General features: G+C 57.6%; 26 protein-coding genes. 15 read left to right on the plus strand and 11 right to left on the minus strand.

The genetic code is table 11. The features are described 5' to 3' along the window. Positions 1-4: 4 nt before the first annotated feature. Genes CKALI_RS03070 through CKALI_RS03095 form a run of 6 tightly spaced genes read right to left on the minus strand, consistent with a single transcriptional unit; the run spans position 5 to position 5,281 of the window. On the minus strand, positions 5-553 hold the full coding sequence (locus tag CKALI_RS03070; protein ID WP_156191900.1) for a sirohydrochlorin chelatase: 549 nt from the start codon (positions 551-553) through the stop codon (positions 5-7). Beyond that, positions 550-1,770 (minus strand): sulfate adenylyltransferase subunit 1, encoded by a 1,221-nt coding sequence (locus tag CKALI_RS03075; protein WP_156191901.1) that lies wholly within the window; start codon positions 1,768-1,770, stop codon positions 550-552. Before CKALI_RS03075 ends, CKALI_RS03070 begins: the two co-directional genes overlap by 4 nt. Continuing rightward, positions 1,770-2,660: a sulfate adenylyltransferase subunit CysD gene (gene cysD, locus CKALI_RS03080; RefSeq protein WP_156191902.1), complete on the minus strand. Its 891-nt coding sequence runs from the start codon at positions 2,658-2,660 to the stop codon at positions 1,770-1,772. The genes CKALI_RS03075 and cysD overlap by 1 nt, the downstream gene beginning before the upstream one ends. After that, positions 2,657-3,418, minus strand: a complete 762-nt coding sequence (locus CKALI_RS03085) for a phosphoadenylyl-sulfate reductase (RefSeq protein ID WP_156191903.1) — start codon at positions 3,416-3,418, stop codon at positions 2,657-2,659. The genes cysD and CKALI_RS03085 overlap by 4 nt, the downstream gene beginning before the upstream one ends. Then, a complete protein-coding gene (locus CKALI_RS03090) occupies positions 3,405-3,644 on the minus strand; it encodes a hypothetical protein (RefSeq protein WP_156191904.1) in 240 nt (79 codons plus the stop codon). The genes CKALI_RS03085 and CKALI_RS03090 overlap by 14 nt, the downstream gene beginning before the upstream one ends. Next, positions 3,641-5,281: a nitrite/sulfite reductase gene (locus tag CKALI_RS03095; protein ID WP_156191905.1), complete on the minus strand. Its 1,641-nt coding sequence runs from the start codon at positions 5,279-5,281 to the stop codon at positions 3,641-3,643. The genes CKALI_RS03090 and CKALI_RS03095 overlap by 4 nt, the downstream gene beginning before the upstream one ends. Positions 5,282-5,462: 181 nt before the next feature. Between CKALI_RS03095 and CKALI_RS03100 the strand changes: the two genes are divergently transcribed. Beyond that, positions 5,463-6,803 carry an FAD-dependent oxidoreductase gene (locus tag CKALI_RS03100; protein WP_156191906.1) on the plus strand — a complete coding sequence of 447 codons (1,341 nt, stop codon included), beginning with the start codon at positions 5,463-5,465 and terminating at the stop codon, positions 6,801-6,803. Between the two features lie 81 nt (positions 6,804-6,884). On the opposite strand, the gene rpsT is transcribed toward CKALI_RS03100, so the two are convergent. The 3 genes from rpsT to CKALI_RS03115 form a co-directional block, all read right to left on the minus strand. Next, positions 6,885-7,148, minus strand: a complete 264-nt coding sequence (rpsT, locus tag CKALI_RS03105; protein WP_156191907.1) for a 30S ribosomal protein S20 — start codon at positions 7,146-7,148, stop codon at positions 6,885-6,887. Positions 7,149-7,304: 156 nt separating this feature from the next. Then, positions 7,305-7,826: a type II toxin-antitoxin system PemK/MazF family toxin gene (locus CKALI_RS03110; protein WP_156191908.1), complete on the minus strand. Its 522-nt coding sequence runs from the start codon at positions 7,824-7,826 to the stop codon at positions 7,305-7,307. 76 nt (positions 7,827-7,902) lie between these two features. After that, positions 7,903-8,676: a siderophore-interacting protein gene (locus CKALI_RS03115; protein ID WP_156191909.1), complete on the minus strand. Its 774-nt coding sequence runs from the start codon at positions 8,674-8,676 to the stop codon at positions 7,903-7,905. 89 nt (positions 8,677-8,765) lie between these two features. Here CKALI_RS03115 and CKALI_RS03120 point away from each other — a divergent pair, with 89 nt between their 5' ends. The 9 genes from CKALI_RS03120 (at position 8,766) to CKALI_RS03155 (ending at position 18,432) form a co-directional block, all read left to right on the plus strand. Further along, on the plus strand, positions 8,766-9,662 hold the full coding sequence (locus CKALI_RS03120) for an ABC transporter substrate-binding protein (RefSeq protein WP_156191910.1): 897 nt from the start codon (positions 8,766-8,768) through the stop codon (positions 9,660-9,662). Further along, entirely contained in the window at positions 9,646-10,563 is a 918-nt protein-coding gene (locus CKALI_RS03125; protein ID WP_156191911.1) for a FecCD family ABC transporter permease, read from the plus strand. Before CKALI_RS03120 ends, CKALI_RS03125 begins: the two co-directional genes overlap by 17 nt. Continuing rightward, positions 10,560-11,492 carry a FecCD family ABC transporter permease gene (locus tag CKALI_RS03130; RefSeq protein WP_156191912.1) on the plus strand — a complete coding sequence of 311 codons (933 nt, stop codon included), beginning with the start codon at positions 10,560-10,562 and terminating at the stop codon, positions 11,490-11,492. The genes CKALI_RS03125 and CKALI_RS03130 overlap by 4 nt, the downstream gene beginning before the upstream one ends. Next, positions 11,480-12,259: an ABC transporter ATP-binding protein gene (locus tag CKALI_RS03135; protein ID WP_231580520.1), complete on the plus strand. Its 780-nt coding sequence runs from the start codon at positions 11,480-11,482 to the stop codon at positions 12,257-12,259. Before CKALI_RS03130 ends, CKALI_RS03135 begins: the two co-directional genes overlap by 13 nt. Positions 12,260-12,362: 103 nt before the next feature. Beyond that, positions 12,363-14,213, plus strand: a complete 1,851-nt coding sequence (gene lepA / locus CKALI_RS03140) for a translation elongation factor 4 (RefSeq protein WP_407643758.1) — start codon at positions 12,363-12,365, stop codon at positions 14,211-14,213. Between the two features lie 699 nt (positions 14,214-14,912). Then, positions 14,913-16,676, plus strand: coding sequence for a DUF262 domain-containing protein (locus CKALI_RS03145; protein WP_156191914.1), 1,764 nt, complete (start codon positions 14,913-14,915; stop codon positions 16,674-16,676). A gap of 522 nt (positions 16,677-17,198) precedes the next feature. Continuing rightward, positions 17,199-17,405: a hypothetical protein gene (locus CKALI_RS03150; protein WP_156191915.1), complete on the plus strand. Its 207-nt coding sequence runs from the start codon at positions 17,199-17,201 to the stop codon at positions 17,403-17,405. A gap of 93 nt (positions 17,406-17,498) precedes the next feature. After that, on the plus strand, positions 17,499-17,624 hold the full coding sequence (locus CKALI_RS12285) for a hypothetical protein (RefSeq protein WP_269076360.1): 126 nt from the start codon (positions 17,499-17,501) through the stop codon (positions 17,622-17,624). 214 nt (positions 17,625-17,838) lie between these two features. Next, entirely contained in the window at positions 17,839-18,432 is a 594-nt protein-coding gene (locus tag CKALI_RS03155) for a Type 1 glutamine amidotransferase-like domain-containing protein (protein ID WP_156191916.1), read from the plus strand. Positions 18,433-18,498: 66 nt separating this feature from the next. On the opposite strand, the gene CKALI_RS03160 is transcribed toward CKALI_RS03155, so the two are convergent. After that, positions 18,499-18,984 carry a hypothetical protein gene (locus tag CKALI_RS03160; protein ID WP_156191917.1) on the minus strand — a complete coding sequence of 162 codons (486 nt, stop codon included), beginning with the start codon at positions 18,982-18,984 and terminating at the stop codon, positions 18,499-18,501. Positions 18,985-19,070: 86 nt separating this feature from the next. Here CKALI_RS03160 and CKALI_RS03165 point away from each other — a divergent pair, with 86 nt between their 5' ends. From CKALI_RS03165 to CKALI_RS03185, 5 genes are all read left to right on the plus strand, one after another. Next, the gene (locus tag CKALI_RS03165; protein WP_156191918.1) at positions 19,071-19,394 is read left to right on the plus strand and encodes a nucleotide pyrophosphohydrolase; all 324 of its coding nucleotides are present in this window, start codon (positions 19,071-19,073) and stop codon (positions 19,392-19,394) included. 4 nt (positions 19,395-19,398) lie between these two features. Continuing rightward, complete coding sequence (locus tag CKALI_RS03170; RefSeq protein WP_156191919.1) at positions 19,399-21,174, plus strand: DUF2075 domain-containing protein; 1,776 nt, start codon at positions 19,399-19,401, stop codon at positions 21,172-21,174. Between the two features lie 106 nt (positions 21,175-21,280). Further along, on the plus strand, positions 21,281-22,300 hold the full coding sequence (locus CKALI_RS03175) for an ABC transporter substrate-binding protein (protein ID WP_156191920.1): 1,020 nt from the start codon (positions 21,281-21,283) through the stop codon (positions 22,298-22,300). A gap of 14 nt (positions 22,301-22,314) precedes the next feature. Continuing rightward, on the plus strand, positions 22,315-23,886 hold the full coding sequence (locus CKALI_RS03180) for an ABC transporter permease (protein WP_156193642.1): 1,572 nt from the start codon (positions 22,315-22,317) through the stop codon (positions 23,884-23,886). Continuing rightward, a complete protein-coding gene (locus tag CKALI_RS03185; RefSeq protein WP_156191921.1) occupies positions 23,883-24,797 on the plus strand; it encodes an ABC transporter ATP-binding protein in 915 nt (304 codons plus the stop codon). Before CKALI_RS03180 ends, CKALI_RS03185 begins: the two co-directional genes overlap by 4 nt. Before the next feature lie 85 nt (positions 24,798-24,882). On the opposite strand, the gene CKALI_RS03190 is transcribed toward CKALI_RS03185, so the two are convergent. After that, positions 24,883-26,220, minus strand: a complete 1,338-nt coding sequence (locus tag CKALI_RS03190; RefSeq protein WP_156191922.1) for an aspartate aminotransferase family protein — start codon at positions 26,218-26,220, stop codon at positions 24,883-24,885. Positions 26,221-26,222 lie beyond the last annotated feature (2 nt).

The raw sequence follows: 26,222 nt of genomic DNA on the forward strand, positions 1-26,222 counted from the left end.
AGTCCTAACGGTGAAGAATTCGGTGCGCCACCACGGGAGCCAGCTCGGCGGCCAAAGGCTGGGCCCCAGGTACGCGGTCCAGGAGCAACCCATAAGTGACAAAAAGTGGGATGACCGGCCCGGATCCGGAAGAATATCGGGGCGAACAGGTCGCAAACGCCACGTCCGTCCCTAACTGCGCCGCCAGCCGGGCTACGTCCTGATTCGCGCCGGGCATGGAGGAACCGACGGCGTACAGAACTGCTCCTGGTTGCACACGGGGACGTAGGACGGCGGCAATGTCGTCGCCAAGCCCGAGGGGCGCGGTGACCCGGACACCCAAGCCCGCGGTGGCGGCCGGGACGTCGTGTCGGGTGTGGAAGGCATCGGTGAACAGGAGGGGGACCACGGTATCCCCGGGGCGCGCGACGTCCGCAAGGAGCGGTTGCTGCAGGTCAAGGTAAGCCACCCGAGTAGGGCGGCCGGTGCGGAAGGTCACCGCGGCGCGCAGTTCCTCCAAGCCCTCGGCCGCGCGCGGGTGTCGCGACCCATGGGCGAGGAGGATGTCGGTCATCGCACCAAGCCCGCCGCGCGGGTATCGCCGCTTGCCTTATCGACGACCAAAAGGTTGCCCACGGCTCCCCGAGCGGCATACGCCTCGACAGGAAGCGGGGAGGCCAACTCGACGCGGGCATCGGAGATGTCGTTGAGCTCCAGCGGGTTTTCCAGGGTAGCGATGCGGCCACGGACCAGGGCGGAACCGTAGCGGATCTTGATGGTCTCGCCTTCGCGCAGTGGCTGCTCATGGAGGCCAACGAGTGTGACATCGAAGGTGCGGGATTCGGCAGGGCGATCGGTTCCAGCGATGAGATCACCGCGTGCGAGATCGATATTATCAGCGAGGAGAAGTGTGACGGAATCACCAGTTTCTGCGGACGACGCAGGTCCCTCCGCGGTGTCGATTCCGGCGACGGTGCTGGAGAGCCCGCCACCGAGGTAGACGATGTCGCCTACGTTTACTCGTCCCGCCGTAATGCGACCAGCGTAGCCCCGATAATCGCTGGTGTGCTCGCGGATGACGTATTGGACGGGGAAGCGGAATCCCAAATTGGTGGCTCGTCCCGCGCCCACGGGGATTGTCTCCAGCAGCTCGAGGACAGTTGGGCCGTGGTACCACGGGGTGTTGTCGGAAGGCTCCACCACGTTGTCACCGAGCAGTGCGGAAACTGGGACCACATTGGGGTCGCTGATACCGAGTTCAACGGCCAGATCGATGAACTGGGAGGCAATGGCCTCGAAGACGTTCTGGTCGAAGGAGACCAAGTCGATCTTGTTGACCGCTAGGATGACGGTCCGAACGCCCATGAGAGCGGCGACCTTGAGGTGCTTGATGGTCTGGGGGAGAATGCCGTTTCGGGCGTCGACAAGCAGCACGACCACCTGCGAGGTGGAGACGCCGGTGACGGTGTTGCGGGTGTACTGCACGTGGCCCGGCGTGTCGGCGAGGATGAACGTGCGCTTATCGGTGGCGAAGTAGCGGTACGCAACATCGATGGTGATGCCCTGTTCCCGTTCGGCGCGCAGTCCGTCCACCAGGAGGGAAAGATCAAGGCCATCGAAGCCACGGTCGGCGGACGTGCGTTCCACGGAGGCCAACTGGTCGGCGAGGACAGACTTGGTGTCATGCAGGAGGCGACCGACGAAGGTGGATTTGCCGTCATCGACGGAGCCTGCGGTGCATAGTCGCAGCGTTTCGCGGTCCTGGAGAACCGCGGTAGTAGTGGTGGTCATCAGAAGTAGCCTTCCTTCTTGCGGTCTTCCATGGCGGATTCGGAGATTCGGTCGTCGGCGCGGGTGGCACCACGCTCAGTGAGTCGGGAAGTCGAGATTTCCTCGATGACCTCGTCGATGGTGGTCGCGGAGGAGAGCACGGCACCGGTGCAAGACATGTCGCCGACGGTGCGGTAACGGACCTGCTTGGTCACCACGTCAGCGTCCTGGCCACCCCATTGACCTGGGGTGAGCCACATGCCGTCGCGCTCGAATACCTCGCGCTGGTGTGCGAAGTAGATCGGCGGCAACTCGATCTCACGTGCGCCGATGTACTCCCAAATGTCGGCTTCGGTCCAGTTGGAGATGGGGAAGACGCGAATATTCTCTCCCGGTAGGTGGCCGCCGTTGTACAGATTCCACAGTTCAGGGCGCTGGCGGCGCGGATCCCAGCCACCAAAGGAATCACGCACGGAAAAGATGCGTTCCTTCGCACGGGCGCGTTCCTCATCGCGACGGGCGCCGCCGAGGACGGCGTCGTAACCGCGCTCTTCGATGGTCTCCACCAATGGCACGGTTTGGAGAGGATTGCGCGTGCCGTCGGGGCGTTCGACCAGGTCGCCGCGGTCGATCCAGTCTTGGACGTGGGCAACATGCAGGCGCGCGCCGGTGCGTTCCACGAGTGCATCGCGGAATTCGAGAACTTCTGGGAAGTTGTGGCCGGTGTCCACGTGCAGTAGCTCGAAGGGTACGGCCGCCGGCGCAAACGCTCGCCGGGCGAGCTCAAACACCACGACGGAGTCTTTGCCGCCAGAGAACAGCAGCGCAACTTTGTCGAATTGCCCAGCGACTTCACGCAGGATGTGGATCGATTCGTTTTCTAGGTCTTTAAGGTGTGGGGAGAGTGTCATGTGTGCAGTCCGCATTCTGTCTTGGCTTGGCCGGCCCAGCGGCCGCTTCGTGGATCTTCGCCCGGGGCGACGGGCAGGGTGCAAGTCGCGCAACCGATGGAGGGGTACCCCTTGTCGATCAAGGGGTGTCTAATCAGACCGTTGTGTCTTTCGTATTCGAGCGTCTCCTCCAGCGACCAGGTCACTAGCGGGGAGATTTTGAGCCGCCCAGCTTTATCCAGCTCAATCGCTTCGGCCGTGGCTCGGGTCGGCGCGTCGATACGCCGGATGCCGGTCACCCACGCGCCATACTTCGCGAGTGCCCGTTGCAGCGGCTCAACCTTGCGCATGCGACAGCACGCCTCCGGGTTCGTCAGGTAAAGGTTCCGGCCGTAGGTGCTGTCCTGCTCTTCTCTGTTGAGAACCGCCGTTGCTCGCACCAGCCGCGCCGGGTAGCGCTTATCGACGCCATCGGCCACCTCATACGTCTCCGGGAAGTGGTACTCGGTGTCTAGAAACAGCAGGTCGGCCCGTGGAAGATGCCGGTGGGCGAGCTCCGCGAGCACGGTGTTTTCCATGCTCAGCGTGACTGCAGCTTCCGGGGTGTGCTCGTTGGCCCAGTCCAGGATTGTTTCGGCAGTGGCGTTGTAGAGCTGGTTTTGGAACTTGTCTACTAGTTGTTGGTTGCGAGCTTTGTCTGCTTCCGGCAACGGACTCGGTAGCTCAGCGTCCGGGGACACAGCGGGGTCCCGGTATTCCTGGCGTTCATAGAACAACATGGTGTTTCTCCAAGCTCAGTTGGTAGGCCTCTGACGTGGAAGGTGCCAGGGACGGGCGGGTGAAAGGATCGTCTTGGCCATAGAATTTGGCCTCGAAGATGCGCAGGCAGTCGTGGCACTTCCAGGCGAATTCCGTTTCCTCGTTGGGGAAGAGGGCAGTGCCGGCGCAGTACGGGCAGTGGACGGGGTGATTGCGATTCGGGTTTGGGGTTCGGCGCAGGCTCATCGCAAGACCTCCTCATCTGCGCGCAATACCCAATCGCGGAACTGTTCGCCTTCGGTTCGTTGTTCCTTGAAGTTGTTGACCAGGCGGAAGACATAGTCGCCGACTTCCGTGGCAAGGACTTTGTGGGCGCGCACCTTTCGACCAAAACCGGGGTCGAGGCCGAGTGCACCGCCCAGGTGGACTTGGAAACCTTCGACGCGGTTACCGTCGGCATCGGTGACCGTCTGGCCCTTGAATCCGATATCCGCGACCTGGGTACGGGCGCAGGAATTCGGGCAGCCGTTCAGCGAGATCTTGATCGGTACATCGAGGTCGCCGATGCGCTCCTCCAACTCATCGACCAGCCCGATCGCGCGGGCCTTGGTGGTGGCATGAGCCAACTTGCAAAACTCCAGGCCGGTGCAGGAGACGATGCCGCGGCGGAACTCGCTGGGATTGGAGTACAAGCCGATGGCGTCAAGATCGCGTTGGAGCGCCTCCGGGTCAGTAACGTCCAGGAACAGCAACTCCTTGTCCACTGTCGTGCGGATTCTGGAAACCCCGTGGCGTTCAGCGACCTCGGCGATGGCCACCAATTGTTCGCCCGTGGTGTGGCCGACCGTCGGCTTCACCCCGACGTAGAACTTGCCATCTTGTTGTGGGTGCACACCGAGGTGGTCTCGATAGGCCGGGGCGATGGGGGCGGCGGGGCCGTCGATAAGCGCATGACCGAGGTACTCCTCGAGCACCGACCGGAACTTCTCAATGCCCCACTCCGCTACCAGGAACTTTAGGCGCGCGCGACCGCGCAGCCGACGGTAGCCGTAGTCGCGGAAGATGCGGACCACGCTGGCCCACACATCGGGGACATCGGCGAGTGGGACCCAGACGCCGAGACGCTGCGCGATCATCGGGTTAGTGGAGAGGCCGCCGCCGACGAACACGTCGAAACCGGGACCGTGCTCCGGGTGGGTGACGCCGACGAACGCGAGGTCCTGGATCTCGTGGGTGACATCCTGGCGCGGGCTGCCGCTGATCGCGGACTTGAATTTGCGGGGCAGGTTATGGAACTCCGGGTTCGGCAGCAGTTCCTCCTGGATCTTCTTAATCGCTGGGGTGGCATCGATGATTTCATCAGCAGCGATGCCTGCGACTGGCGAGCCGAGGATGATGCGGGGAACGTCGCCGCAGCCCAGGAGGGTGGATAGTCCTACGCTGTCCAAGCGGTCCCAGATCTCGGGGACGTTTTCGATTTGGATCCAGTGCAGCTGGATGTTCTGGCGGTCGGTGAAGTCCGCGGTGGAGCGGGCAAACTCCTGGCTAATTTCTCCCACGGTTCGGAATTGCTCCGGGGTGGCGATACCGCCGTCGAAGCGGATGCGCATCATGAAGAACTTGTCGGAAAGCTCGGTATCACTCAGCTGGCCGGTGAGTTCGCCACCGAGATCTTGGCGGCGCTGCGTGTAAATGCCTACCCATTTCATGCGCGGGGCGAGGTCGTCCTCGTCGATCGAATCGTAGCCCTGCTTGGAATAGATATCGATGATGCGCTGCTTGACGGAAAGTCCTGGGTCCGCTTGTTTGACTTCTTCGGGATGGTTCAGCGGCGCTGTGCCGTCGATCAACCATTGGCCGTTTGATCGCTTTGCCTGGGTCATGTGAACTCCTTTGTCTGTTATTTATTCACAATGGCAGACAGTCCAGTCTATTGCAAGTGGTTTGGTTAGGTTTTTCTGTTTCCGCTGGAAAATGCAGGCAAATGGGTGTGTTGTTTGCGTTAAGGCGGGAAGTTTGATTTCCTTGTAGACAGCTCAGTTCATATTTTGGAAAGGAAAAGTCTTGTCTCATCCACCGAAAATCGCCGTCATCGGCGCCGGCCCCGCCGGGATCTACGCCTCTGATCTCCTTGTTCGAGGCGGCGCCATTGTTGACCTTTTTGAGCGCATGCCCGCCCCGTTCGGGCTCATCCGCTATGGCGTTGCCCCCGACCATCCGCGCATCAAAGGCATCATCGCCTCGCTCCATAAGGTGCTGGACAAGCCGGAGATTCGCCTGATCGGCAATGTCACCGTGGGGCGCGACATCACGGTTGCTGAACTAGCGGAGCTTTACGACGCCATCGTCTTCTCCACCGGTGCCGTCGACGACCGCCCCCTGGACATCCCAGGCATCGACCTTCCGGAGTCCTACGGCGCCGCCGAGTTCGTCGGCTTCTACGATGGCAATCCGCTGTTCTCTCGGGATTGGGATCTTTCCACTGAATCGGTGGCGGTGATCGGTGTCGGAAACGTGGGACTCGACGTGGCGCGGATCCTCGCGAAAACCGGGGAAGAGCTGCGCGTTACCGAGATTCCAGACAACGTGTACAACGTCCTTTCGGGCAGTAAGGTCCGCGAAGTTCACGTCTTTGGTCGACGCGGGCCAGCTCAAACCAAGTTCACCCCGCAGGAGCTGAAGGAACTCGATCATTCCCCGAACGTGAATGTGGTGGTTTCGCCGGAGGACATTGACTACGACGAGGCTTCCCTCGAAGCTCGCTCGGCTTCAAAGTCCGTGGATCTGGTCTGCCAGATTTTAGAGAACTACGCCATTCGCGAGCCCAAAGAAGCCGAAAACACCCTGCATATCCACCTGTTTGAGCAGCCCGTCTCGGTGTTGTCGTCGGACGACGGGCATGTGGTTGGCGTGCGCACCGAACGCCAAGAGCTGGACGGGAACGGGGGAGTGCGCGGGACCGGGAAGTTCACCGATTGGCCGGTGGGGGCCGTCTACCGCGCCGTCGGCTATCGCTCCGTGGGGATCCCGGGCGTTCCGTTCTCGGAAACGGATCATGTGATTCCCAACGACGGCAGCCATGTGTTGACTGAATCCGGCGAGAGTATCCCGGGCTTCTATGCCACCGGCTGGATCAAGCGCGGGCCTGTCGGGCTCATCGGCAATACCAAGTCCGACGCGAAGGAAACGGTGGACATGCTTTTTGCCGATCACGAGGCTGGACTTTTGGGGCGAACCAATTTTGCTGATGTCCTTGATATGCTCCGCGGGAAGGGGATCCGGACCACCAGCTGGGACGGTTGGCACGCGCTTGACGCTGCAGAACGAGAGCTCGGTTCGCAGGAAGGACGTGAACGCAAGAAGGTTGTGGAATGGGAGGAGATGCTCGCGCACTCAATTGGGTAGGCGCACTCTTCCACGGTCAACAAAAATAGCCCCTGATCCAGACTCTAAGAGTCCAGGTCAGGGGCGATATTTCGTAGCTTATTAAGCCATCTTGTTCAGGGCCTGTGCCATGGAAGACTTCTTGTTAGCCGCGTTGTTGCGGTGGAAGACGCCCTTGGTTACTGCCTTGTCCAGGGAGCGGCCAGCTGCGCGGAGCTGAAGCTCGGCTGCTGCCTTGTCGCCGGCCTCAACAGCTGCACGGAACTTGCGGATCTCGGTGCGGACTGCGGAGCGGACTGCCTGGTTGCGCTGACGAGCCTTTTCGTTCGTCTTGATGCGCTTGATCTGAGACTTGATGTTTGCCATCTGAAATTTACCTCTTGAATGTAGGAAACTGATACTGATGTTTCCACTAGATACCTAGCGTGCAAGCGGACCCAAGGTCCTGACCGCCTGTGTGTTCACACTGGTGAAAAGTGAATAACGCGTAAACCCTAGCATTTTGGTGCGTAACCGACCAAATTAGCCCCAGCCGTAGTCGCCGCGCAGCTTTCCGGCGATGCGCTCGAAGCGCCGCCTCGGAACGATGGCGCCCTCGCGGCGGATGGCCAGCTCTGGTACCTCGATGAGCTTATTCAGGCACAGCCAGCACGGCGCGCCGGAGGAGTCCCAGCTTCCCGAGCCGATGTCGAGCCAGCCTTCTTCGTCCTCGTGGTCGGTGTTCGGGGAAATCAGGAGGCCGAGGATAGTTTCGTTGCCGTGTCCGACCACCAGGATGGCGCGGTCGCGGGGCTCCTCACCTTCTTCGGTGGCGAGGCGGATCCAGACCACTTCGCCCGGTTCGGCGTGGCCGTCCATGTCCGGCGCGTAGTAGATGTTGCGGACCATTTCGGAAGTTGGGTGCACATCGCAGACTGCCTCGACCCGTTCGCTGGCGACCTCGCAGGAGCTGCCGTCGAGTCCGAGACGACTGCCGAGACGGGCTAGTCCGGCATCAAGCCGAGCGCGTTTTGCTTCGCGACGCCGCTGGGCAAAAGTCCTCATTCGAGAACCAAAATCCCTGAGTTGGGCAGCGCGTGAAACCTCGGTCATGGTTGTTTACACTACCGCAAAACGTGGCTCAGGGGCGTGGCTTTCCCTCATACCAAAATGGCACAAAGGTGATGTCCTTCGCAGACATGCCCAGGTGGTGGATGCCGTAGCGCCGAGCGGCTTTGACGAGGCGGTCTTCACCCGAGGCCCACAACTTAGCCGTGTCTGTGAGCGGCCATGAGGACAGTGTTTCTTCCATCACCAGTGGCGCGTTGCCGGGGGCAGCTTCCGTGACAGCGAAATTGGCGAGTCGCGGTGCGTACGTGGTGAGGGCGGGGAGTTCGACGTCGTGAAGCGAGGGCGTGCAGACTGCGACGCTGCAGCGCGCGAGCGCCGGGGACGGCAGGCGGTCGAGGATGGACAAGAGCGCGGGTGTGCCGGTGGCGTCGGCGACCAGGACCTGGGTGTCGGTGGTGGGCTGCCAGAGGGATTGGGCGGTCCAGAAGCCGCAGGTGTCGCCGGGCTGGGCGGTGGCGACCCAGGTGGAGCCCGGGCCGGCCGCGTGGAGTACGACGTCGAAGGAGAGCAGGCCGCGCGCTGGATCCACGCGGCGAACGGTGTACCAGCGCAAATTCGGGCGAATCTCAGTGGGGAGCGCCGCGACGGCAGCTCGCACGTTCACGTCCTGGCACTCGAAGGGTACGAATTGCTGCCCTGGCTGCGGCATTACTAGGCCGAAGAATTCGTCGGGCCCGGTGATTTGGTAGTCGACGAAGCTAGGGGAGTACAAGGTGATGCGGCGCAGGTTAGGGCAAGGGTCGACAACAGAGGCTACCGTGCAGCTCAGTAGTGAATGTGCCATGCCGGGGCCCTTTCTTGCTGTGTCAACTTCAGTTAGGCTAACCTTAGCCCATTGAAGTTAGGGTTGCCTAAAATGATTGGAAAAAACTTATGAACCGTCGTGGATTTTTGGCCGTTGCCTCACTCACCGCGCTGCTGCTGACCGGATGCTCCCGCGCTGATGTGGATACCGTCCCGGCAAACGAGACTCGCGTGGCTGCCCTCGGTCTCGGCGACGCCGACACCCTGCTGGCTCTGGGTGTCACCCCAGTTGCAGTCGCCCCATTCTCCCCGGAGGGTTCTGTCGCGGCAAACGGCTTGGAGCCATGGGCTGAGGACCTAGCCAAGGGCAAGGAGATCACCCCGATCTACAACACGGCACAGGGCTTTACCTCTCAGATCTTGGAGCAGGTGACCGCCGCGAACCCGTCCCAGATCATCGCGGTGAACCAGGCCGTGGATGACCAGGCGAAGGCTTCCCTGGAGAAGATCGCGCCGGTCACCCTGAAGCCGACCGGTTTTGAAAACTGGCAGATCCCATGGGACAAGCAGGTGACCACGATTGCTGGTGCCGTGGGCAAGTCTGCCGAAGGTGAAAAGCTGATCAAGGACACCGAGCAGGCTTTTGCGGATTACCGCGCGAAGCACCCTGAGCTGCAGGGTAAGAAGGCTGCGATCGTGATGCCATACGCCGGCAAGCTGGGTCTCTACACCTCACTGGATGGCCGCGGCCAGTTCATCGAATCCATGGGCCTGACCATCCCGAAGGAGATCCAGGGCAATCCGGGCTCCTTCTACGTCGACGTCGCACCGGAGAACTTTAGTACCCTTGAGCAGGTGGATGTCCTTTATGTTCTCGACTACCAGGGTTCTGCCGAGCCGCTGAAGACCGATCCTGCCTTCGCTGCGCTGCTGCCGAAGACCAAGTTCGTCTCTCAGGACGTTGGCAACGCGATGAGCACCCCGAACCCGGTGTCGATCCCTTGGGCTCTTGAAAAGCTCAGCTAGTTTCCTCGGGCTGCTGGCGCTGTTCGTCGTCTCCTTGGCGGTGGGCTCGCGCCACATTCCTCTTCCTGAACTCCTCGATCCATCCGTCCACCACATTGTCTTTGGCATGCGTGTGCCCCGCGGTCTGGTCGCTATGTTCGTCGGCGCCTCGCTGGCGCTGGCGGGGCTGCTCACCCAGACGTGGACCCGCAACCCGCTTGCCGACCCTGGCATCGTCGGCATTACCGCTGGCGCGCGTTTCCTCGTTGCCGTGGGCTCCTTATTAGGAGTAACCGCATTGTGGCTGCAGGGCGCGTTCGCCCTGGTAGGGGCATTGCTTGCCACCCTGTTAGTCCTGGCGGTGGCGCGCACGGTGTCCGATCCGCTGACCCTGATTCTGGTGGGCGTGGGCGTCAACGCGACCCTCATGGCGCTGACAATGCTGCTCGCGCTGCAGTCGCAGGACGTGTTCAATGACATGCGCTCCTGGTCGGTCGGCTCCACCATCGGGCGCGGTTACGGGCATGTCTGGGTGGCGCTGATCGGCCTGCTCATTGCTGCCGTCATTGCGTTTGTGGTCTCTCGCGACTTGGACATCCTAGGTATGGGCGCCGATTCCGCAGCTGCGTTGGGCATCTCGGTGCCGCGGACCTTGTCCCTCGTGGTCTCGGCTCTGGTCATCGCCGCCGGTACCGCCACGGCAGTGGTGGGCCCGGTTGCTTTCCTGGGGCTCGCAGCTCCGCACATGGTGCCCGGGGCATCTGTCCGGCGCCGTCTGGTGCCCGTCATGCTCGTAGGTGCCACGCTCGCCCTGCTTGCCGATATCATCGGCCGCCTCCTCATGCACCCCGGTGAAGTGGAGTTTTCCGTCGTGCTCGCCGTGATCGGCGCGCCCCTGATGATTTGGTTGATCCGCCGATGATCCGCGTCAGCCTCGTTGGCATCCTCGCCTATTTCGCACTGCTGTGCCTCGGCGCCGTCCCGCTCGCACCCCTCGACGTGCTCGCCGCCCTCACCGGTGGTGGCTCCGCCCGCGCGGTCCAGGTGGTGTGGGATCTGCGCCTGCCGGTGGCGATCGTCACCGCCGTCGTGGGCGCAAGCTTAGCGACGGCCGGTGCCTGGACCTCTACGCTTGCCCGCAATCCCTTAGCCTCCCCAGACATGCTGGGCATCAGCGGCGGCGCCGCCGTCGCAGTAGTGGCATTCCCGGTGTCCTCCTTCTGGGAGCGCGCCGGGTTGGCGCTGGTGGGAGCGGTCGTGTGTTTGCTGTTGTTGCTCGTGTTGGGAGCGCGTCGATCGGTGCACCAGCTGATCCTCATCGGCGTAGCGCTGGCCCTGTTTTCCCAGGCTGCGGTGTCTTATCTGCTGCTGCGCGCGGACTTGATGCGCGCCACCGAGGCGCAGGTGTGGTTGGCCGGGTCCACCAGTTTTGCCCGGTGGCCGGTGGTGGTGCCACTGCTGCTTGGCTTGTTGCCGTTCCTGGTGTTGGGGCTCTCGCAGCAGCGATCCTTGCCGATCCTCGCCCACGATGATGCCACGGCCATTTCCCTCGGCGTGCCGGTTACCCGTGTCCGGCTGCTGCTGGTGATCGCTGCGACCGGCATCGTTGCCGTGGTGGTCTCCGTGGTGGGGCCGCTGGCCTTCGTGGCACTGGTCGCGCCGCAGCTGGCCCGCATGATGGGTGGCGGGGTGTTGCTGTCTGCCATCTGGGGTGCCACGTTGTTGTTGGTGTGCGCCGTGGTGGCTGTGCTATTGCCGGTGTCCGCTCCCGTGGGTTTGCTGACCTCGGCGATCGGTGGCGTGATGTTGGTGTATTTGGTTGTATCAAGGAGGTCGTCGTGGAGCTCGTAGCTCAAGATATCGTCGCGGGGTATGCCTCGGGGCCGGACATTGTCCGGGGCGTTTCGCTCTCGGCTCAGCCCGGCACCGTGACCACGCTGCTCGGCCCCAACGGTTGTGGCAAGTCCACGTTCCTCAAGACTCTTTCCCGCGTGCTGAGCCCACGTTCCGGATCCGTGCAGGTGGGTTCTTCGGAATTGCACGCTTTGGCGCCCCGGGAGGCCGCGAAATTAGTCGGCATGCTGGCGCAGCAGCCGATCGCTCCGCCGGGGATTACAGTGTCCGAGCTGGTGGAGCGCGGCAGGCATCCGCACCGCGGGCTGTTCGGTGGGCTTTCTACTGCAGACAAGCACGCGATCGAAGAGGCTTTGGATGTCACTGGAGTGACCTCGCTGGGCTCGACGTACGTTGCCGATCTTTCCGGCGGCCAGCGCCAGCGCGTGTGGTTCGCGATGGTGCTCGCGCAGGACACCCCGGTGATCTTGCTGGATGAGCCGACCACGTATTTGGACCCCGCGCACGCCATCGCGGTGCTTTCCCTGGCTCGTGAGCAGGCCCGCGCCGGGAAAACCGTGATCATGGTGCTGCATGACCTCATGCTCGCCGGCGCCTATTCGGACCGACTAGTGCTGATGAAGGACGGCGCCCTGGTATCGTCCGGGACTCCCGCCGAGGTGTTGACGTCGAAGAACCTCGCTGCCGTCTACGGTCTGGAGGCGGAGATCTGGGAGGATCCTTCCTCAGATTCTCCGGTGATCGTGCCTAGGGGAGTGTGCTGATCTTTAAGGTCTAACGCCAGGAAAACAGCCCCGCAGCCAGGCTGTCTTGGGGGCATCCCCACCTCTGGTAATGTTCCTAGCGTTATATAGGAAAGGGCCCACTTTGAGTCTTAAGAATTTTGCGGAAACCACGTTCACGGATCCGAAGCAGATTCGTAACTTCTGCATCATCGCGCACATTGACCATGGCAAGTCCACGCTGGCCGACCGTATCCTCGGCCTGTCCGGCGTTATTGAGGCGCGCGATATGCGCGACCAGTACTTGGACAACATGGACATCGAGCGCGAGCGTGGCATCACCATCAAGGCTCAAAACGTCCGCATCCCGTGGAGCCCAACCACCGGTAAGCACGCCGGTGAGCAGATCATCATGCACCTGATCGACACCCCGGGCCACGTCGACTTCACCTACGAAGTCTCCCGCGCGCTGGAGGCCTGTGAGGGCGCCATTTTGCTTGTCGACGCCGCCCAAGGCATCGAAGCCCAGACCCTGGCGAATCTCTATTTGGCCATGGAGAACGACCTCGAGATCATCCCGGTCCTGAACAAGATCGACCTCCCAGCCGCTGATCCCGAGAAGTACGCGCTGGAGATCGCCAACATCGTTGGCTGCGAGCCAGAAGACGTGCTGCGCGTCTCCGGTAAGACCGGCGTTGGCGTTCCTGAGCTGCTGGACAAGGTGTGTGAACTGATCCCCGCACCGAAGTCCGAGCACGACGCAGACGCTCCTGCGCGCGCCATGATTTTCGACTCCGTCTACGACACCTACCGCGGCGTGGTCACCTACATTCGTATGATCGACGGCAAGCTCGAGCCACGCCAGAAGATCAAGATGATGTCCACCGGCGCCACCCACGAGCTGCTGGAAATCGGCGTTGTCTCCCCAACACCGAAGAAGACCAAGGGCCTTGGCCCAGGCGAAGTAGGTTACCTGATCACCGGCGTGAAGGACGTGCGCCAGTCCAAGGTCGGCGACACCGTGACCTGGGCTAACGGCGGTGCGGAAGAAGCTCTGCAGGGCTACGCCGAGCCGAAGCCGATGGTCTACTCGGGCCTGTTCCCAATCTCCCAGGCGCAGTACCCGGACCTGCGCGATGCGCTGGAAAAACTGCAGCTCAACGACGCCGCCCTCACCTGGGAACCAGAGACTTCTGTAGCTCTGGGCTTTGGTTTCCGTCTCGGCTTCCTCGGCCTGCTGCACATGGAAATCACCCGCGACCGCCTGCAGCGCGAGTTTGACCTGGATCTGATCTCCACGGCTCCTTCCGTGTCCTACCGTGTTGTTGCCGAAGACGGCGAAGAGATGATGGTGCACAACCCTTCGGACTGGCCGGGTGGCAAGCTCCGCGAGGTGTGGGAGCCGATCGTGAAAACCACCGTCATCGTGCCGGCCGAGTTCGTGGGCACCACGATGGAGCTGTGCCAGCAAAAGCGTGGCGAAATGGGTGGCATGGACTACCTTTCCGAGGATCGCGTGGAGCTGCGCTACACCATGCCGCTCGGCGAAATCATCTTCGACTTCTTTGACATGCTCAAGTCCCGCACCCGCGGGTACGCTTCCCTCAACTACGAGGACGCAGGGGAGCAGCAGGCTGACCTGGTCAAGGTGGATATTCTGCTGCAGGGCGAGCCTGTCGATGCCTTCTCCGCCATCGTGCACCGCGACAACGCGCAGTGGTACGGCAACAAGATGACCGTGAAGCTCAAAGAGCTTATCCCGCGCCAGCAGTTCGAGGTGCCGGTGCAGGCTGCAATTGGTTCCAAGGTCATTGCGCGTGAGAACATCCGTGCGCTGCGCAAGGACGTGCTTGCCAAGTGTTACGGCGGTGACGTCTCCCGTAAGCGCAAACTGCTGGAAAAGCAGAAGGAAGGCAAGAAGCGCATGAAGAACATCGGTTCTGTCTCCGTGCCACAGGAAGCGTTCGTTGCGGCGCTGAGTACGGATGAAGGGTAGTTTGCTAACCAGCTCAAAGAAGAACGAGTGCAGTAAAAGCGGAACTAGCACCTAGTTAACTTTGAGGCCGGAGTTTTAGAGTAAAACGATCTATCTCAATAATGTGATAGACGTGAACCGCCTGAGAAAGTCGATGCACAATTGAATTGATTGAGCCAAGTCTGAAGGGCTTACAAACATTGATACGGACTGCTTGTTTTCCAAATTTACTAATAGGGATGAGATTTATCGGAAGACTTCAATTTCGTAGCTCGCATGCCTAGGCCTCCAGGGGGGGGGCGACGCCACGCAGGGTCTGGGCCATTCAGCGTTCCATACATTCGGCATCCGTGTGGAAAACGAATAGTTCGTTGACTTGGTTGGAATCAATCTCCTGAAAATGCGATGAAATACCCTTTCCGGCCGAACGGGAACATTTCAGCCGTCTACGGCTTTCATAACGACGTAGTTAGCAAGTACCGACTCATGGCAGCATTCTTTTCCAGGCTGTCAGACGGCCAACCGCAAGAGATCAACGGATTGACAGCCCCACAAAACATGCCTAGCGACGTCCATGCCATTCAAACCCAAAGATGCTAAGTCGCGACCGTCGAAGTTTGAACTTATGATGTAAATGCATATTTGAATATTAAGCCGAAAAGTAAAGACTTGAGATATGCTGCTAACTGATGGCCCAGTAGTAATCAGAAGAGGAACATTATGCAATTTGAAGCGCATACGAGATCACTGGAAGAAATAATAACCCTAAATCACCATACTATTCCGCGTTATCAGCGACAATATGCATGGGATGAAGAAAATGTCGTTCAATTTTGGAATGATTTAGAGAAGAATGTCAAGGGACACTTTCTTGGCAGCATGGTGGTATGTGAACCTGGCAATGGTCGTCGAGAAGTTATTGACGGACAGCAGAGGTTAACAACTTCGTTGATTCTATTATGTGCTTTGCGTAATTCTTATCAAAAGCTCGGCAACGAAAGCCGACTTACTGGAATTAACAGTTTTATCGAATATGACGATAAAAACGGAGATCCACACTTTAGAATTGAGCATGTAGATCCAAATGCCAGAGAACGTTTGATTGATCAAGTGTTTCGGAAAAAGAGGGATTATGGTCGGATGAGGCGAGAAAAGCAAAGTCTCGAGTCTTCCGCTCTGGAAATTTTTGAGAGCAAAATTGATCAGCGGCTAGACGCTGCGGGTCTGGACGGTTCATTGATTGAGCTTGACAAGATTCGGGATTCCCTTTTAAGTGCGGAAGTGGTCTATGTTTCTGGTCAAGATCGAAAGAGTGCCTTTAAAATTTTTGAAACTTTGAATGACCGTGGCCAAAGTCTCACAGTCGCAGATCTGGTCAAGAATCAGCTACTTGAACACATTCCCATTGATGCTGGCGAACAGTCTGAACGGCGTTGGTCCAGTTTTTCTTCCTTCATTGAAGAGTCTCAGTTGGAGGGAATGGATGCAAAACGCTTCTTCTACGACTATTGGAATTCACATTCGCTAGATTCAAGCCAGAATTTGGAAATTATAGCGAATGACCATATTCGTAGATCTATTCAAACTTATGTCGAAACTCAATCCTCGAAAGAGGAAACGTCCGTTAGCTTAATTGAAGATATAGAAAAATCTGCAAAAATAATATCCATCTTGGGTGAGATCCTGGCAAGCGGGGGTAGTCCAGAAGCTTGGAGGTCAATTGTAGATCAAAATGAATGGCGTGCAGATAAGTACTATGACATAACTCAACCCCTTTATGGAATTCTGGTTACCTCTGCAAGCCAGCCAATCATGCTGTTGCTTGCTATTTTTCGTGCCTACCTAGAAGGTCGAAATGGATTTAGCGCCAAACTTGTCAAGTCGTTCTTAAGGGATATTGAGGTATTTCAGTTTAGATGGTCGATAGCTCGGAAAACTTCTACCGCGCAACAAAGAAAGCTGTATCGACGTGCTGCAGTCGCTGTAGATCTCGCGAGGAACGGAAACGAACTGGCGATGGCGAGGGAGCAATTCGTGACGGAAGCGAAGAAGTATTTGCCTACAGATATCCAATTTGAATCTGGAATAAGTGGGTTAGTATATTCAAATACAAAACGAAAAGATGCGGCTAAAATCCGCTATATTTTGTCTCGCGTAGAATCTATTCTGCCAGAAACTAAGATAGACCTAAAGCAGCAACCTTCTATTGAACATATAGAGGGGCAAGCTGGTAGATCTGAAATTACACCTCGGAATAGCTGGGTATTCAACATCGGTAATCTGATGCTGCTACCTGCCGGAATCAATAGTTCGTTGCCTAAGGATTTTGTTGACAAGGCTGACGAATTGTGTAGGTTTGTAAACCCTGCTGATTCGGTACTCCTCAAGCAAATAGAAGCGAAAGTCTGGGACCACAGGGCTGCTCGATCAAGGGAAAGGGAAATTAAAGAACTCGCTTCTCGCAGTATTTGGAAATTTAATTAGAAAAGTCTTTATTTGATTTGTGATCCTTGTCTAAATGCATCATTTTAGATTTTCTTAAGAATGTCTGTATAAGTCAAATGGGTTTCAAAGCTACAGAAGTCCTGATTTGCAGGTATTGCAAAGATCTTAGTCTAAATCTGGTCAGCATTGCGGTAAGAATCTTTGCGGTTCGTAGCTGCAAAAGTTCTGAGTGCTTCAAGGAATAATCGTCGACACGAATTTTATCGAAAGACTGTGTTCGAGAAACTGGTCGTTTGTCGGAATCGTTTTTGCAAAACCTGTCCAGGGTCGGATTTGGGGTGGTCCAAGAACATGCGAGCAAATCCTGATAATCAAAACTGCTGAAAGATAAGCCTGTTGTGCAATAGCTTCAGGTATCTAGACACATTTATACTTACGAATCCCACCGGCAACATTTGTACTTCAAGGTGTCACCAAGTGCGATATTCTCAGTCTTTTGAGGAGGTACCCAACTATTGGGGCCCAACCCTAGAGGTCCTCAACAAAGGTGAGCGTGGAGTTATGACGATGTTGAAACGAGGGTTGGCTGTGTTGGTGGCATCGACAAGTACGCTGACTAGCATCGCTACTGCTGCTCTGGTCGCGGGCGCGCAGGATCAGTGCCCAGCGGTGGTCGTTGTTGTGACGCGCGACTCGGGTCAAAATGTCGGTTACGGGTGGACACCGACGCAGTATGGTGCATCGTCTTGGGTGTCTAACGGCCGTTAAGGCTCCATACTTATTCGTTCTTGTAGCGCACTGAGGTCGTGCACCAGCTTGACACTGGAGAGTCGCTTTGCACGGTTGTTTGAGGAGTTAGGCGTGGACGAGCGTGATTACCCTGCAAGTATTTCGCAGAACAACTTCCGTCAGCCAATCAAGGCTTCTGAAATCCTCGTTGTGTTCACCGTGGTCGCGTTGCCGTTGGTGCAAGTCCGTTCTAGGTAGCCAAAACTCATCAGGGGGGGCTTCGGACGTCACCAATTTGGATACAAACTTGATTCACGAGGTGAGTCGTGCGAGATTTGACTACTCCTGATCGATGGAACACTTTGTAAGTGAGCGATATCTGGGAGATTCTAGTTTGTCAGGAAGCCGCAGTTCGACGTCCGGTTCCGGGGATTCCTGGGGCCGGTTTATTGTTTTCTGTAACCTCGGAATCATGAAACTCATCCTCACTTCTTTCCTGCACTCCCGTCTACCTGAGTATGTTTCAGGAAAGGTGGCCTACATCGGCGATGCTGCACGCAGCTACGGGGATGCGCCTTGGGTAATGACCGAGCGAAATACCCTTGTGGAGCAGGGGTTTGAAGTGATCGACCTGCCGGTGGCGAGCACACCGCTTGAAGAATTCGACAAGGTTTTGTCCGAGGTTGACGCAGTTTATGTAGCAGGTGGAGAAACCTTTGACCTGCTGTACGTTCTGCGAAGCACGGGTGCGTTTGAGATCCTCCAAGAAAAGGTCAAGAGTGGGCTGACGTACATCGGGACTAGCGCCGGATCAGTCCTTGTGGGGCCTTCGATCGAACCGATCTCGCTTATGGACTCACCGGACAAAGCTCCTGACCTTAAGGACTTCACCGGGCTCAATCTGGTGGACATCTGCGTGGTTCCACACGCTTCCGGAACAATCGCTTCCTACCCGATTACCGTCATTGCCGAGATCGTTGCCAAATACGGCGAGCAGTATCCATTGCAGCTTCTACGCGACGGGCAAGCGCTCGTCATTGAGGATGGATCTGTTCGTCTGATTTAGGACAGGTCGGCTTATCGACGGCAGGTTCTGAGATTGCCCGGTGCTGGCCATTTTCGATAAGTTGGTTCAGACTTTCACAGGGCAGGCTATCTGTCCCTTTAGACGCGCGATCAGTGCAATGGACAAAAGCAACAGCGCCCCAATCCCTAGAAGCGGCTGCACCGGAGCGAAGTAGGTGAGAGCCCCCGAGTATCCCAGCAATACTAGGGCGATCTTGTTGCAGACGGGGCAACCGACAGCGAACCATGTCAAGAAAGTGCCAAGAAATCCCAGCGTGCTGGAGTCCTCTTTGGTCTGTGTCTCCGGCGCTTTGAGATAGGTTGCCACCAGCATTCCGGACGCAATCGCAGTGAGAATCCACACTGGATAGCTCCACCAGGTCGGAGGTACATCGCGGTGGAACCAGGAATTTGGAATAAGGACCGTTGGTAGACCAATCAAAACTGCGGTACCTACTGAGGCCAGTACAGTTGTTGCCCATTCGCGCGGACCCCACATGCGGAGCGCTTGGGTGGCTTGCTGGAGCCACTGATTGGGAAGGTTGCTTGCCATAAGGGTGGAGTTTAGCCCTAAGTTGGGCAGATATCTCAGATGAAGCTTCAACTATGATGACCTTTAAACGCGAGGAAGGACTAAAGATGGCAATCGCTCAGCGGGCAACCGATGCGCTCTTGAGTTTCTCGAAGGCAAGGGACTGGGGACAATTTCACACCCCAGAGAACTTGTCGAAGTCTATAGCGATCGAGGCTGCTGAACTCTTAGAGTGCTTCCAATGGAGTAATGAGTTTGATCTTGAGGAAATCAAAGGTGAACTCGCAGACGTAGTTAGCTATTGCATATTGCTCGCGCAGGTGACAAATATCGACCTAACTGAAGCCATCCTTGAAAAAGTTGCTCTCAATGAGTCGCGTTATCCGTTGGAGAAGAGCACCGGAACGTCGACAAAGTATGACAGGCTCTAAACAGATGGCGAAGACCCCACTACCCGCTCGCAGAGCGTTTGTCGAAAAGATTTCCTACGACGCCGAAGCCTTGAAGGATATTGAGAAAGTAACAGGTGATCTCCGCAAATACTTGCTCGAGTATCCGACCGTGTACGTGATCTCGATGAGAGAGGATGGCGGATATCGAGTTTATGTCGGGGAAACAAACTCGATCATCCAAAGAACAAAACAGCATCTCGAAGGGGATACCAGCGCACGCCATTCCCGCAGGGAGGCTTGGCGTGCCTTCAAATCAGCAGATGGCACCGAGCTTTACATCATTGGGCATTCTCTGTTTAACAAGTCACTTACTTTGGACGTCGAAAACAGACTGATGCAGTATTTACCTAGCAACGCTGCCGTCAAATCAGCGGATGAGAATTCGGTGTTCGCCGAGAATGCACGTACCAACGCACAAGGTGAGTACTTTACGAAGGAACACCTTGAAGAGTCATTCCATCAGATTTGGAACAAGCTTCATAAGCTGGATAGCGAACTCTTCCCGACTGAGAAGATCATCCGCGAGTCAGCGCTATTCAAAGCTTCGCCTTTCCACACGCTGACCGCGGAACAGCTTGATGCGAAATACGAGATCATTGAATCAGTAATTGAACAGTTCAAGATGGCTGAAGATCCGCGTTTGATCTTGGTTTCAGGAGCCGCAGGTACAGGAAAAACTGTGCTGCTAAGCAGCCTATTTTATGATTTAGCCCAAGATTTGCCGGAAGTAGAAGCCCAACTCGGCCGAACCAAGCTCAACACCTATTTGTTAGTTAACCACGACGAACAGGTCAAGGTGTACGAGCAAGTAGCTGAGAAACTAGGCCTTTCAAGCTCGAAAGCTCCGCGAGTTTTTAAGCCGACATCGTTCATTAATAATCATGACCCGAATGACCCTGTCGATGTGGTTCTTATCGATGAAGCACATCTGCTATGGACTCAAGGTAAGCAGTCATATCGAGGGAAAAATCATCTAAAGGATGTTCTTGATAGAGCCAAAGTAGTTGTCGCGGTGTTTGATCCGGATCAGATATTGGCAGCTAACCAGATCTGGGAACCTCAAGAACTCGCATGGATGCATGAACGTGCAAATAGTCGAATTGAACTGCAGATGCAGATGCGAATGCTGGCATCTGAGGAAACAACGGAATGGATCAGGAAATTCGTCCACGAGGGAACCATTGATCCGATTCCGTCCGATGAAGGTTATGAGATTCGAGTTTTTGACGATCCGAGCGACCTCCATAACGCAATCTCGGAGAAAGCCTCCAGTGTGGAGCAAGGCTTATCTAGGCTGTTGGCCACGTACGACTGGAAGTTCTCCAGTGGCAGTAAACCTGAAAGCGGAGAGCCCTGGATGGTTCAAATTGGAGACTTCGTACTACCGTGGAATAACCAGCAGAAGTTCGTATTTCCGCGTGGTTCGGTTGAAAAGGATGCTAGCTGGGCTGAAAAACCACAAACAATCAATGAAGTGGGATCGACCTTTACTATCCAAGGTTTCGATTTGAACTATGCGGGCGTAATCATTGGGCCATCTGTGAAATACCGCGATGGAAAGGTGAATTTCGACCCTGCTTCAAGTCAGAATCCAAATGTTCGGAATAAGCGCACACTGGCTGATGGTTCAAAGCAGTCTTTTGCGGAGCTACTCCTCCAGAATCAGTTGAACGTCTTGTTAACTCGTGGAGTTCACGGACTCTATCTCTTCGCGACTGATCCTGAGCTGCAAAGCCGGTTGAAGGAAGCGATTCGCTAATCCCTACCCCCAACCTTCACCCTCAGCCTGCGAACTTAGGCTACCCATACAAAGATCAGGATTCGCATCAATTGCAACAGCCTTATGTGAAACGGAGATCTTCGCAATGAACTTGATCAAGCCCATCGTCGCCCTAACTGCTTCCGCTGCCTTGCTCACTGCCTGCGCTGAACCTGCTGCTGAAAAGAGCACGGAAACCAAAGCAAACACTGAAAAGGCCAAGATCACGGTCTACACCTCCGAGCCAGAGGCCAAGGTGGATGAGATCAACAAGGCATTCATGGCGAAGAACCCGAACATCCAGGTTGAGGTGTTCCGTGCCGGCACTGGCGATCTGAATGCGCGCATCGAATCCGAGAAGAAGACCGGCAAGGTTGGAGCCGACATCCTGTGGGCTGCCGACGCCCCAACTTTCGAGACCTATGCGAAGGCAGGCGACCTCGCCAAGCTTGAGAAGCTGGACACCAAGTCAGTAAAGAGCGAAGCCAAGGATCCCAACGGCTTCTATGTGGGCACCCGTTTCATCCCTACCGTGATCGCCTACAACACCAAGGACATCACTGATGCACCGAAGTCGTGGGCTGACCTGACCGATCCGAAGTACCTGGACAAGCTGGTCCTCCCGGACCCAGCGGTCTCTGGTGCCGCTGCGTTCAACGCCGCTGCCTGGAAGAATGATCCTGCTCTGGGTGAGGAGTGGATCAAGAAGCTTGGTGAGAACAAGCCGATGATCGCAAAGTCCAATGGTCCGGCTTCCCAGGAGATCGCTAGCGGTTCCCGCCCAGTTGGCATCGTGGTGGACTACCTGGTCCGCGATCTCGCAGTGAAGGGTTCGCCTATCGCTGTGGCTTACCCAACTGAGGGCGCACCGTACATCACTGAGCCAGCGGGCATCTTCAAGGATTCCGCTAACCAGGATGCCGCGACCAAGTACCTCGAATACCTGATCTCCAAAGAAGGCCAGGAACTTGCCGTGAAGCAGAACTACCTGCCGGTTCGCGAGGATGCCGGTTCCCCGAAGGACGCCCCAGCCCTGAAGGACATCAAATTGATGAAGCAGGACATGGAAAAGATCACCGCTGACAAGAAGGCTGCCACGGCTGCATTCCAGGACGCAATGAAGTGACTTCCGTTCGACTTATGAGGATGGGCCTCTGGCTCATCCTCATTGGACTCTTTCTCGCGCCACTCGGCCTAGTGGTTTCCCTAGCAATGGGCGGGAATCAAATCCCGGTCCTGCTGGAACAAGGAATCGGCACGGCCACGTGGAACTCTGCGTACACCACTGTCCTAGCGAGTGTGGGGGCAGTGGTCGTCGGCACGCTGGCGGCACTCATGCTGGAACGCACCGACATCCGCGGCGCCAAAGCCCTCCGATTGTTGGTGCTGAGCCCGCTGTTGGTGCCGCCCTTCATCGGGGCGATCGCGTGGATGCAGCTGTTCGGCCCGCGGCAGGGCGTGAACAGCTGGTTCGACCGCGAAATCTGGAACGTCTACGGGCCCGATGGGGTAGTGGTCCTGATGATCCTGCACTCCTATCCAGTGGTGTACATGGTGATCGCAAGCGCTCTCAAGCACATTCCCGGCGACATGGAACACGCCGCCCGCATCTCCGGGGCCAGCACGTGGACCGCGATGCGCACCGTGACGCTGCCACTGCTGCGCTCCGCGATCCTCAGTGTCTTCACGCTGACGGCGGTAGCGAACCTTGCCGACTTCGGCATCCCCGCGATTCTCGGCTCCCCAGAACGCTTCGAGACACTCGCCACCATGATCTACCGCTTCATGGATTCCGGCACCGTGACTAACCCGCTCCAGGTGGTATCCACGGTCGGCGTTGTACTGCTGTTGCTCGGCATTGCGGCAGTGATCTGCGATTATGTGGTGTCGCTGTGGGCGTCGACAAGCGTTGGGGACGGCGCAACCCAGCGCTACCCACTCGGGCGAGCACGTGGCTTAACGACGGCCCTGGCCTGGTTACTCGGCCTAGTGGTCACACTCGCGCCGCTGGTGGGACTCGGATACCGATCCCTGCTGCCTGCGCCGGGCGTGCCTTTTACCTGGTCAACGATTTCCTTGGACAACTTCGAGCTGGCGCTGGGCAACCCGCGGGTGATCGAAGGCTTTAGCAATTCGGCGCTCCTGGCCTGCGGTGCGGCTGTGCTGTGCGGCGTGCTGGGCTGGCTCGCCGGCATTCTGGTCACGCGGACGAGGCACTGGTCGAACACGGCGATGAGCCTGGTGATTTTGCTGCCGACGGCGCTGCCCGGACTCATCATTGGCGTGGGCTGGCTGATCCTGGGCCGATACACCGGCACGTACAACACACGCTGGATAATTCTCGGCGCGTACGTCTGCGCGTTCACCGCGCTGGTGCTGCAAGCGGTGCGCGCTCCATTGCAGCAAACACCGTTGGCGGTGGAGGAGGCTGCCCGGATCTCCGGAGCCTCCCAATTACGTTCTTTGCTGGACACCACCGGCCGGATGGCACTGCCCGCAGCGCTCTCTGGGGCAGTGTTGGTGCTGGTTACCGCAGTGCGTGAGCTGACTATTTCGGTTCTGCTGGTTGCGCCGGGGACCACGACGCTCGGCGTCCAAGTGTTCAACCTCCAGATGGCTGGCGACTACAACCAAGCCAGCGCACTGTCGTTGCTGTTTGTGCTCATTGGTGTGCTTGCCCTGGGCTTAACTTTGAGGGAGAAGGTCTCTTGATCTCATTGACTGACGTGTCCGTGACATTCCCAGATGGCACGGTGGGGCTGTCCGATATTTCGCTCGACGTCGCGCCCGGCGAGTTCATCTGCCTGGTCGGCCCCTCCGGTTCCGGCAAAACGACGCTCCTGCGCACCATCGCCGGCTTCATCTCGCCATCCTCCGGGGCGCTATCAATCGCTGGTGCTGCGATGGACGGCGTGCCACCGGAAAAGCGCGGCCTCGGCATGGTGTTTCAGCAGCACGCGGTGTGGCCGCACATGAACGTGTTCGAGAACGTGGCGTATCCGTTGCGTCGCACCGGAGCATTCAGCGCCGAGGCAGTCTCTGAGGCCCTGTCCTTGGTCGGGTTGGACGGATTCGAAAAGCGCTCGCCGGCGAGCCTGTCCGGCGGCCAGCGACAGCGCGTGGCATTGGCCCGTGCGGTGGTGGCCAACCCGCGCGTGCTGCTTCTCGACGAAGCACTGTCCGCATTGGACGAGCCGCTGCGTGATGCTTTGCGACGCGACATCTTGGCTTTGGTTCGGCGGCAGGGCCTGACCACTGTGCACGTCACCCACGACCGTTCGGAAGCATTGGCACTGGCCGATAGGGTAGTGGTGCTTTCCGATGGCGAGGTTCAACAGATCGGATCGCCGCAGGAGATCTTAACCAGACCTGCTTCCGCCTTAGTAGCTTCGTTCATGGGGGACGCCACGGTACTTCCCTCTGGGGAAGCAGTGATGCCTGCGGATGTGGTTCTATCTGCTGTTGGTTCACGTCGGGGCATAGTTCAATCCGTGCTTTTCGAGCGCACCGGGTACTCGATAACCGTGCTTTCCGAGGGGCTGACGTTTAGAGCTTTCACTTCAGAGCGGGTGTCAATCGGGGACGAAGTCGGGTTGGAATTTCAGCGGGTGATGGGGTTTTAGGGTTCGGTCTCCGAGGGGCGCTTTGTGTGAAGACCGCGGAGGAACCTCATCATTGATGGGCTCCTCCGCGGCCGAAGTCCTCGCCCTACGACAACTTAGATGCCAAGTCGTCCAACACTTCGAACGTGATGTCCAAACCACGTTCCAGTTCTTCCTTGGTTGTGACCAGAGGAGGAGTGATATGAACACGGTTAAAGTGGGTGAACGGCCACAGTCCCTTTTCTTTACAGGCGACGGTGAAATCTGTCATTGGCTTTGCTGCCGGTCCTGAAGCGTTAAACGGGACGAGTGGATCTTTGGTTTCCTTGGAAGACACGAGCTCGATCGCCCAGAAGAAGCCCAAGCCTCTCACTTCGCCAACGAGCGGGTTCCTTGATGCGAATTCTTCGAGGCGTGGCCTAATCACAGCGTCGGCCAGTTCGTTCACGTGCTCCAAAACTCGTTCTTCTTCGAAAATCTTGAATGTTTCTACGCCAGGGGCGCACGCCAATGGGTGGCCGGAATAGGTAAGCCCGCCTGGGAACACGCGGTTGGTGAAGGTTTGGTAGATCGGGTCGCTGATTACCACACCGCCGAGTGGAACATAGCCGCTGTTCACGCCCTTTGCGAACGTGATGAGGTCCGGCACAACATCGAAGTGCTCAAAGGCAAACATCTTGCCGGTTCTTCCGAAACCAGCCATGACTTCGTCAGCAATGTAGAGAATGCCAAATTCGTCGCAAAGCTTGCGGACGCCAGGGAGGAAACCCGGAGGCGGGATTAGGATACCGTTCGTGCCCACAATCGTTTCCAGGATGATTGCAGAGATTGTGTCCGGCCCCTCCAACTCAATGGTGGCCCGCAGGTGGGCAAGTGCGCGCTCGGTTTCTTGTTCCGGGGACTCGGCGTAGAACGCAGAACGATAAGGGTACGGTCCGATGAAGTGGACGACAGAACTGTCGCTAGGTTCGTTCGCCCAACGGCGGGGGTCGCCAGTCAAGCTGATCGCAGTAGAAGTAGCTCCGTGATACGAACGATAAGCGGACAGCACTTTTCGACGCCCAGTGTGCAGTCTCGCCATTCGCACAGCATTTTCGTTCGCATCCGCGCCACCGTTGGTGAAAAAGACATGCTCGAACCCTTGTGGAGCGGCGTCGCAAATGAGCCGTGCCAGCTCCGAGCGGGTGTCGTTAGCGAAAGCAGGAGCGACAGTCGCGACAGTTTCTGCTTGGCGCTTGATCGACTCAATCAGGCGCGGGTGCTGGTGACCTAGATTTAGATTGACCAGCTGAGAGGAAAAATCTAGGTACTTCTTTCCATTGGGATCCCAGAAATGGGCACCGGATCCACCGGCGATCGGAAGAGGAGACACATGGTCCTGTGCGGACCAGGAATGAAACACATGTGCTCGGTCTGCTTGTACTGCTTGTTCAAAAGTAGACACGG

The sequence above is a fragment of the Corynebacterium kalinowskii genome (assembly GCF_009734385.1).
GTDB classification, from domain to species: domain Bacteria; phylum Actinomycetota; class Actinomycetes; order Mycobacteriales; family Mycobacteriaceae; genus Corynebacterium; species Corynebacterium kalinowskii.

Excerpts from the sequence above, each read along its gene's own strand:
- CKALI_RS03070 (WP_156191900.1), bottom strand. The coding sequence starts at position 553 with ATGACCGACATCCTCCTCGCCCATGGGTCGCGACACCCGCGCGCGGCC.
- CKALI_RS03075 (WP_156191901.1), bottom strand. The coding sequence starts at position 1,770 with ATGACCACCACTACTACCGCGGTTCTCCAGGACCGCGAAACGCTGCGA.
- cysD (WP_156191902.1), bottom strand. The coding sequence starts at position 2,660 with ATGACACTCTCCCCACACCTTAAAGACCTAGAAAACGAATCGATCCAC.
- CKALI_RS03085 (WP_156191903.1), bottom strand. The coding sequence starts at position 3,418 with ATGTTGTTCTATGAACGCCAGGAATACCGGGACCCCGCTGTGTCCCCG.
- CKALI_RS03090 (WP_156191904.1), bottom strand. The coding sequence starts at position 3,644 with ATGAGCCTGCGCCGAACCCCAAACCCGAATCGCAATCACCCCGTCCAC.
- CKALI_RS03095 (WP_156191905.1), bottom strand. The coding sequence starts at position 5,281 with ATGACCCAGGCAAAGCGATCAAACGGCCAATGGTTGATCGACGGCACA.
- rpsT (WP_156191907.1), bottom strand. The coding sequence starts at position 7,148 with ATGGCAAACATCAAGTCTCAGATCAAGCGCATCAAGACGAACGAAAAG.
- CKALI_RS03110 (WP_156191908.1), bottom strand. The coding sequence starts at position 7,826 with ATGAGGACTTTTGCCCAGCGGCGTCGCGAAGCAAAACGCGCTCGGCTT.
- CKALI_RS03115 (WP_156191909.1), bottom strand. The coding sequence starts at position 8,676 with ATGGCACATTCACTACTGAGCTGCACGGTAGCCTCTGTTGTCGACCCT.
- CKALI_RS03120 (WP_156191910.1), top strand. The coding sequence starts at position 8,766 with ATGAACCGTCGTGGATTTTTGGCCGTTGCCTCACTCACCGCGCTGCTG.
- CKALI_RS03130 (WP_156191912.1), top strand. The coding sequence starts at position 10,560 with ATGATCCGCGTCAGCCTCGTTGGCATCCTCGCCTATTTCGCACTGCTG.
- CKALI_RS03145 (WP_156191914.1), top strand. The coding sequence starts at position 14,913 with ATGCAATTTGAAGCGCATACGAGATCACTGGAAGAAATAATAACCCTA.
- CKALI_RS03150 (WP_156191915.1), top strand. The coding sequence starts at position 17,199 with ATGACGATGTTGAAACGAGGGTTGGCTGTGTTGGTGGCATCGACAAGT.
- CKALI_RS03155 (WP_156191916.1), top strand. The coding sequence starts at position 17,839 with ATGAAACTCATCCTCACTTCTTTCCTGCACTCCCGTCTACCTGAGTAT.
- CKALI_RS03160 (WP_156191917.1), bottom strand. The coding sequence starts at position 18,984 with ATGGCAAGCAACCTTCCCAATCAGTGGCTCCAGCAAGCCACCCAAGCG.
- CKALI_RS03165 (WP_156191918.1), top strand. The coding sequence starts at position 19,071 with ATGGCAATCGCTCAGCGGGCAACCGATGCGCTCTTGAGTTTCTCGAAG.
- CKALI_RS03170 (WP_156191919.1), top strand. The coding sequence starts at position 19,399 with ATGGCGAAGACCCCACTACCCGCTCGCAGAGCGTTTGTCGAAAAGATT.
- CKALI_RS03175 (WP_156191920.1), top strand. The coding sequence starts at position 21,281 with ATGAACTTGATCAAGCCCATCGTCGCCCTAACTGCTTCCGCTGCCTTG.
- CKALI_RS03180 (WP_156193642.1), top strand. The coding sequence starts at position 22,315 with ATGAGGATGGGCCTCTGGCTCATCCTCATTGGACTCTTTCTCGCGCCA.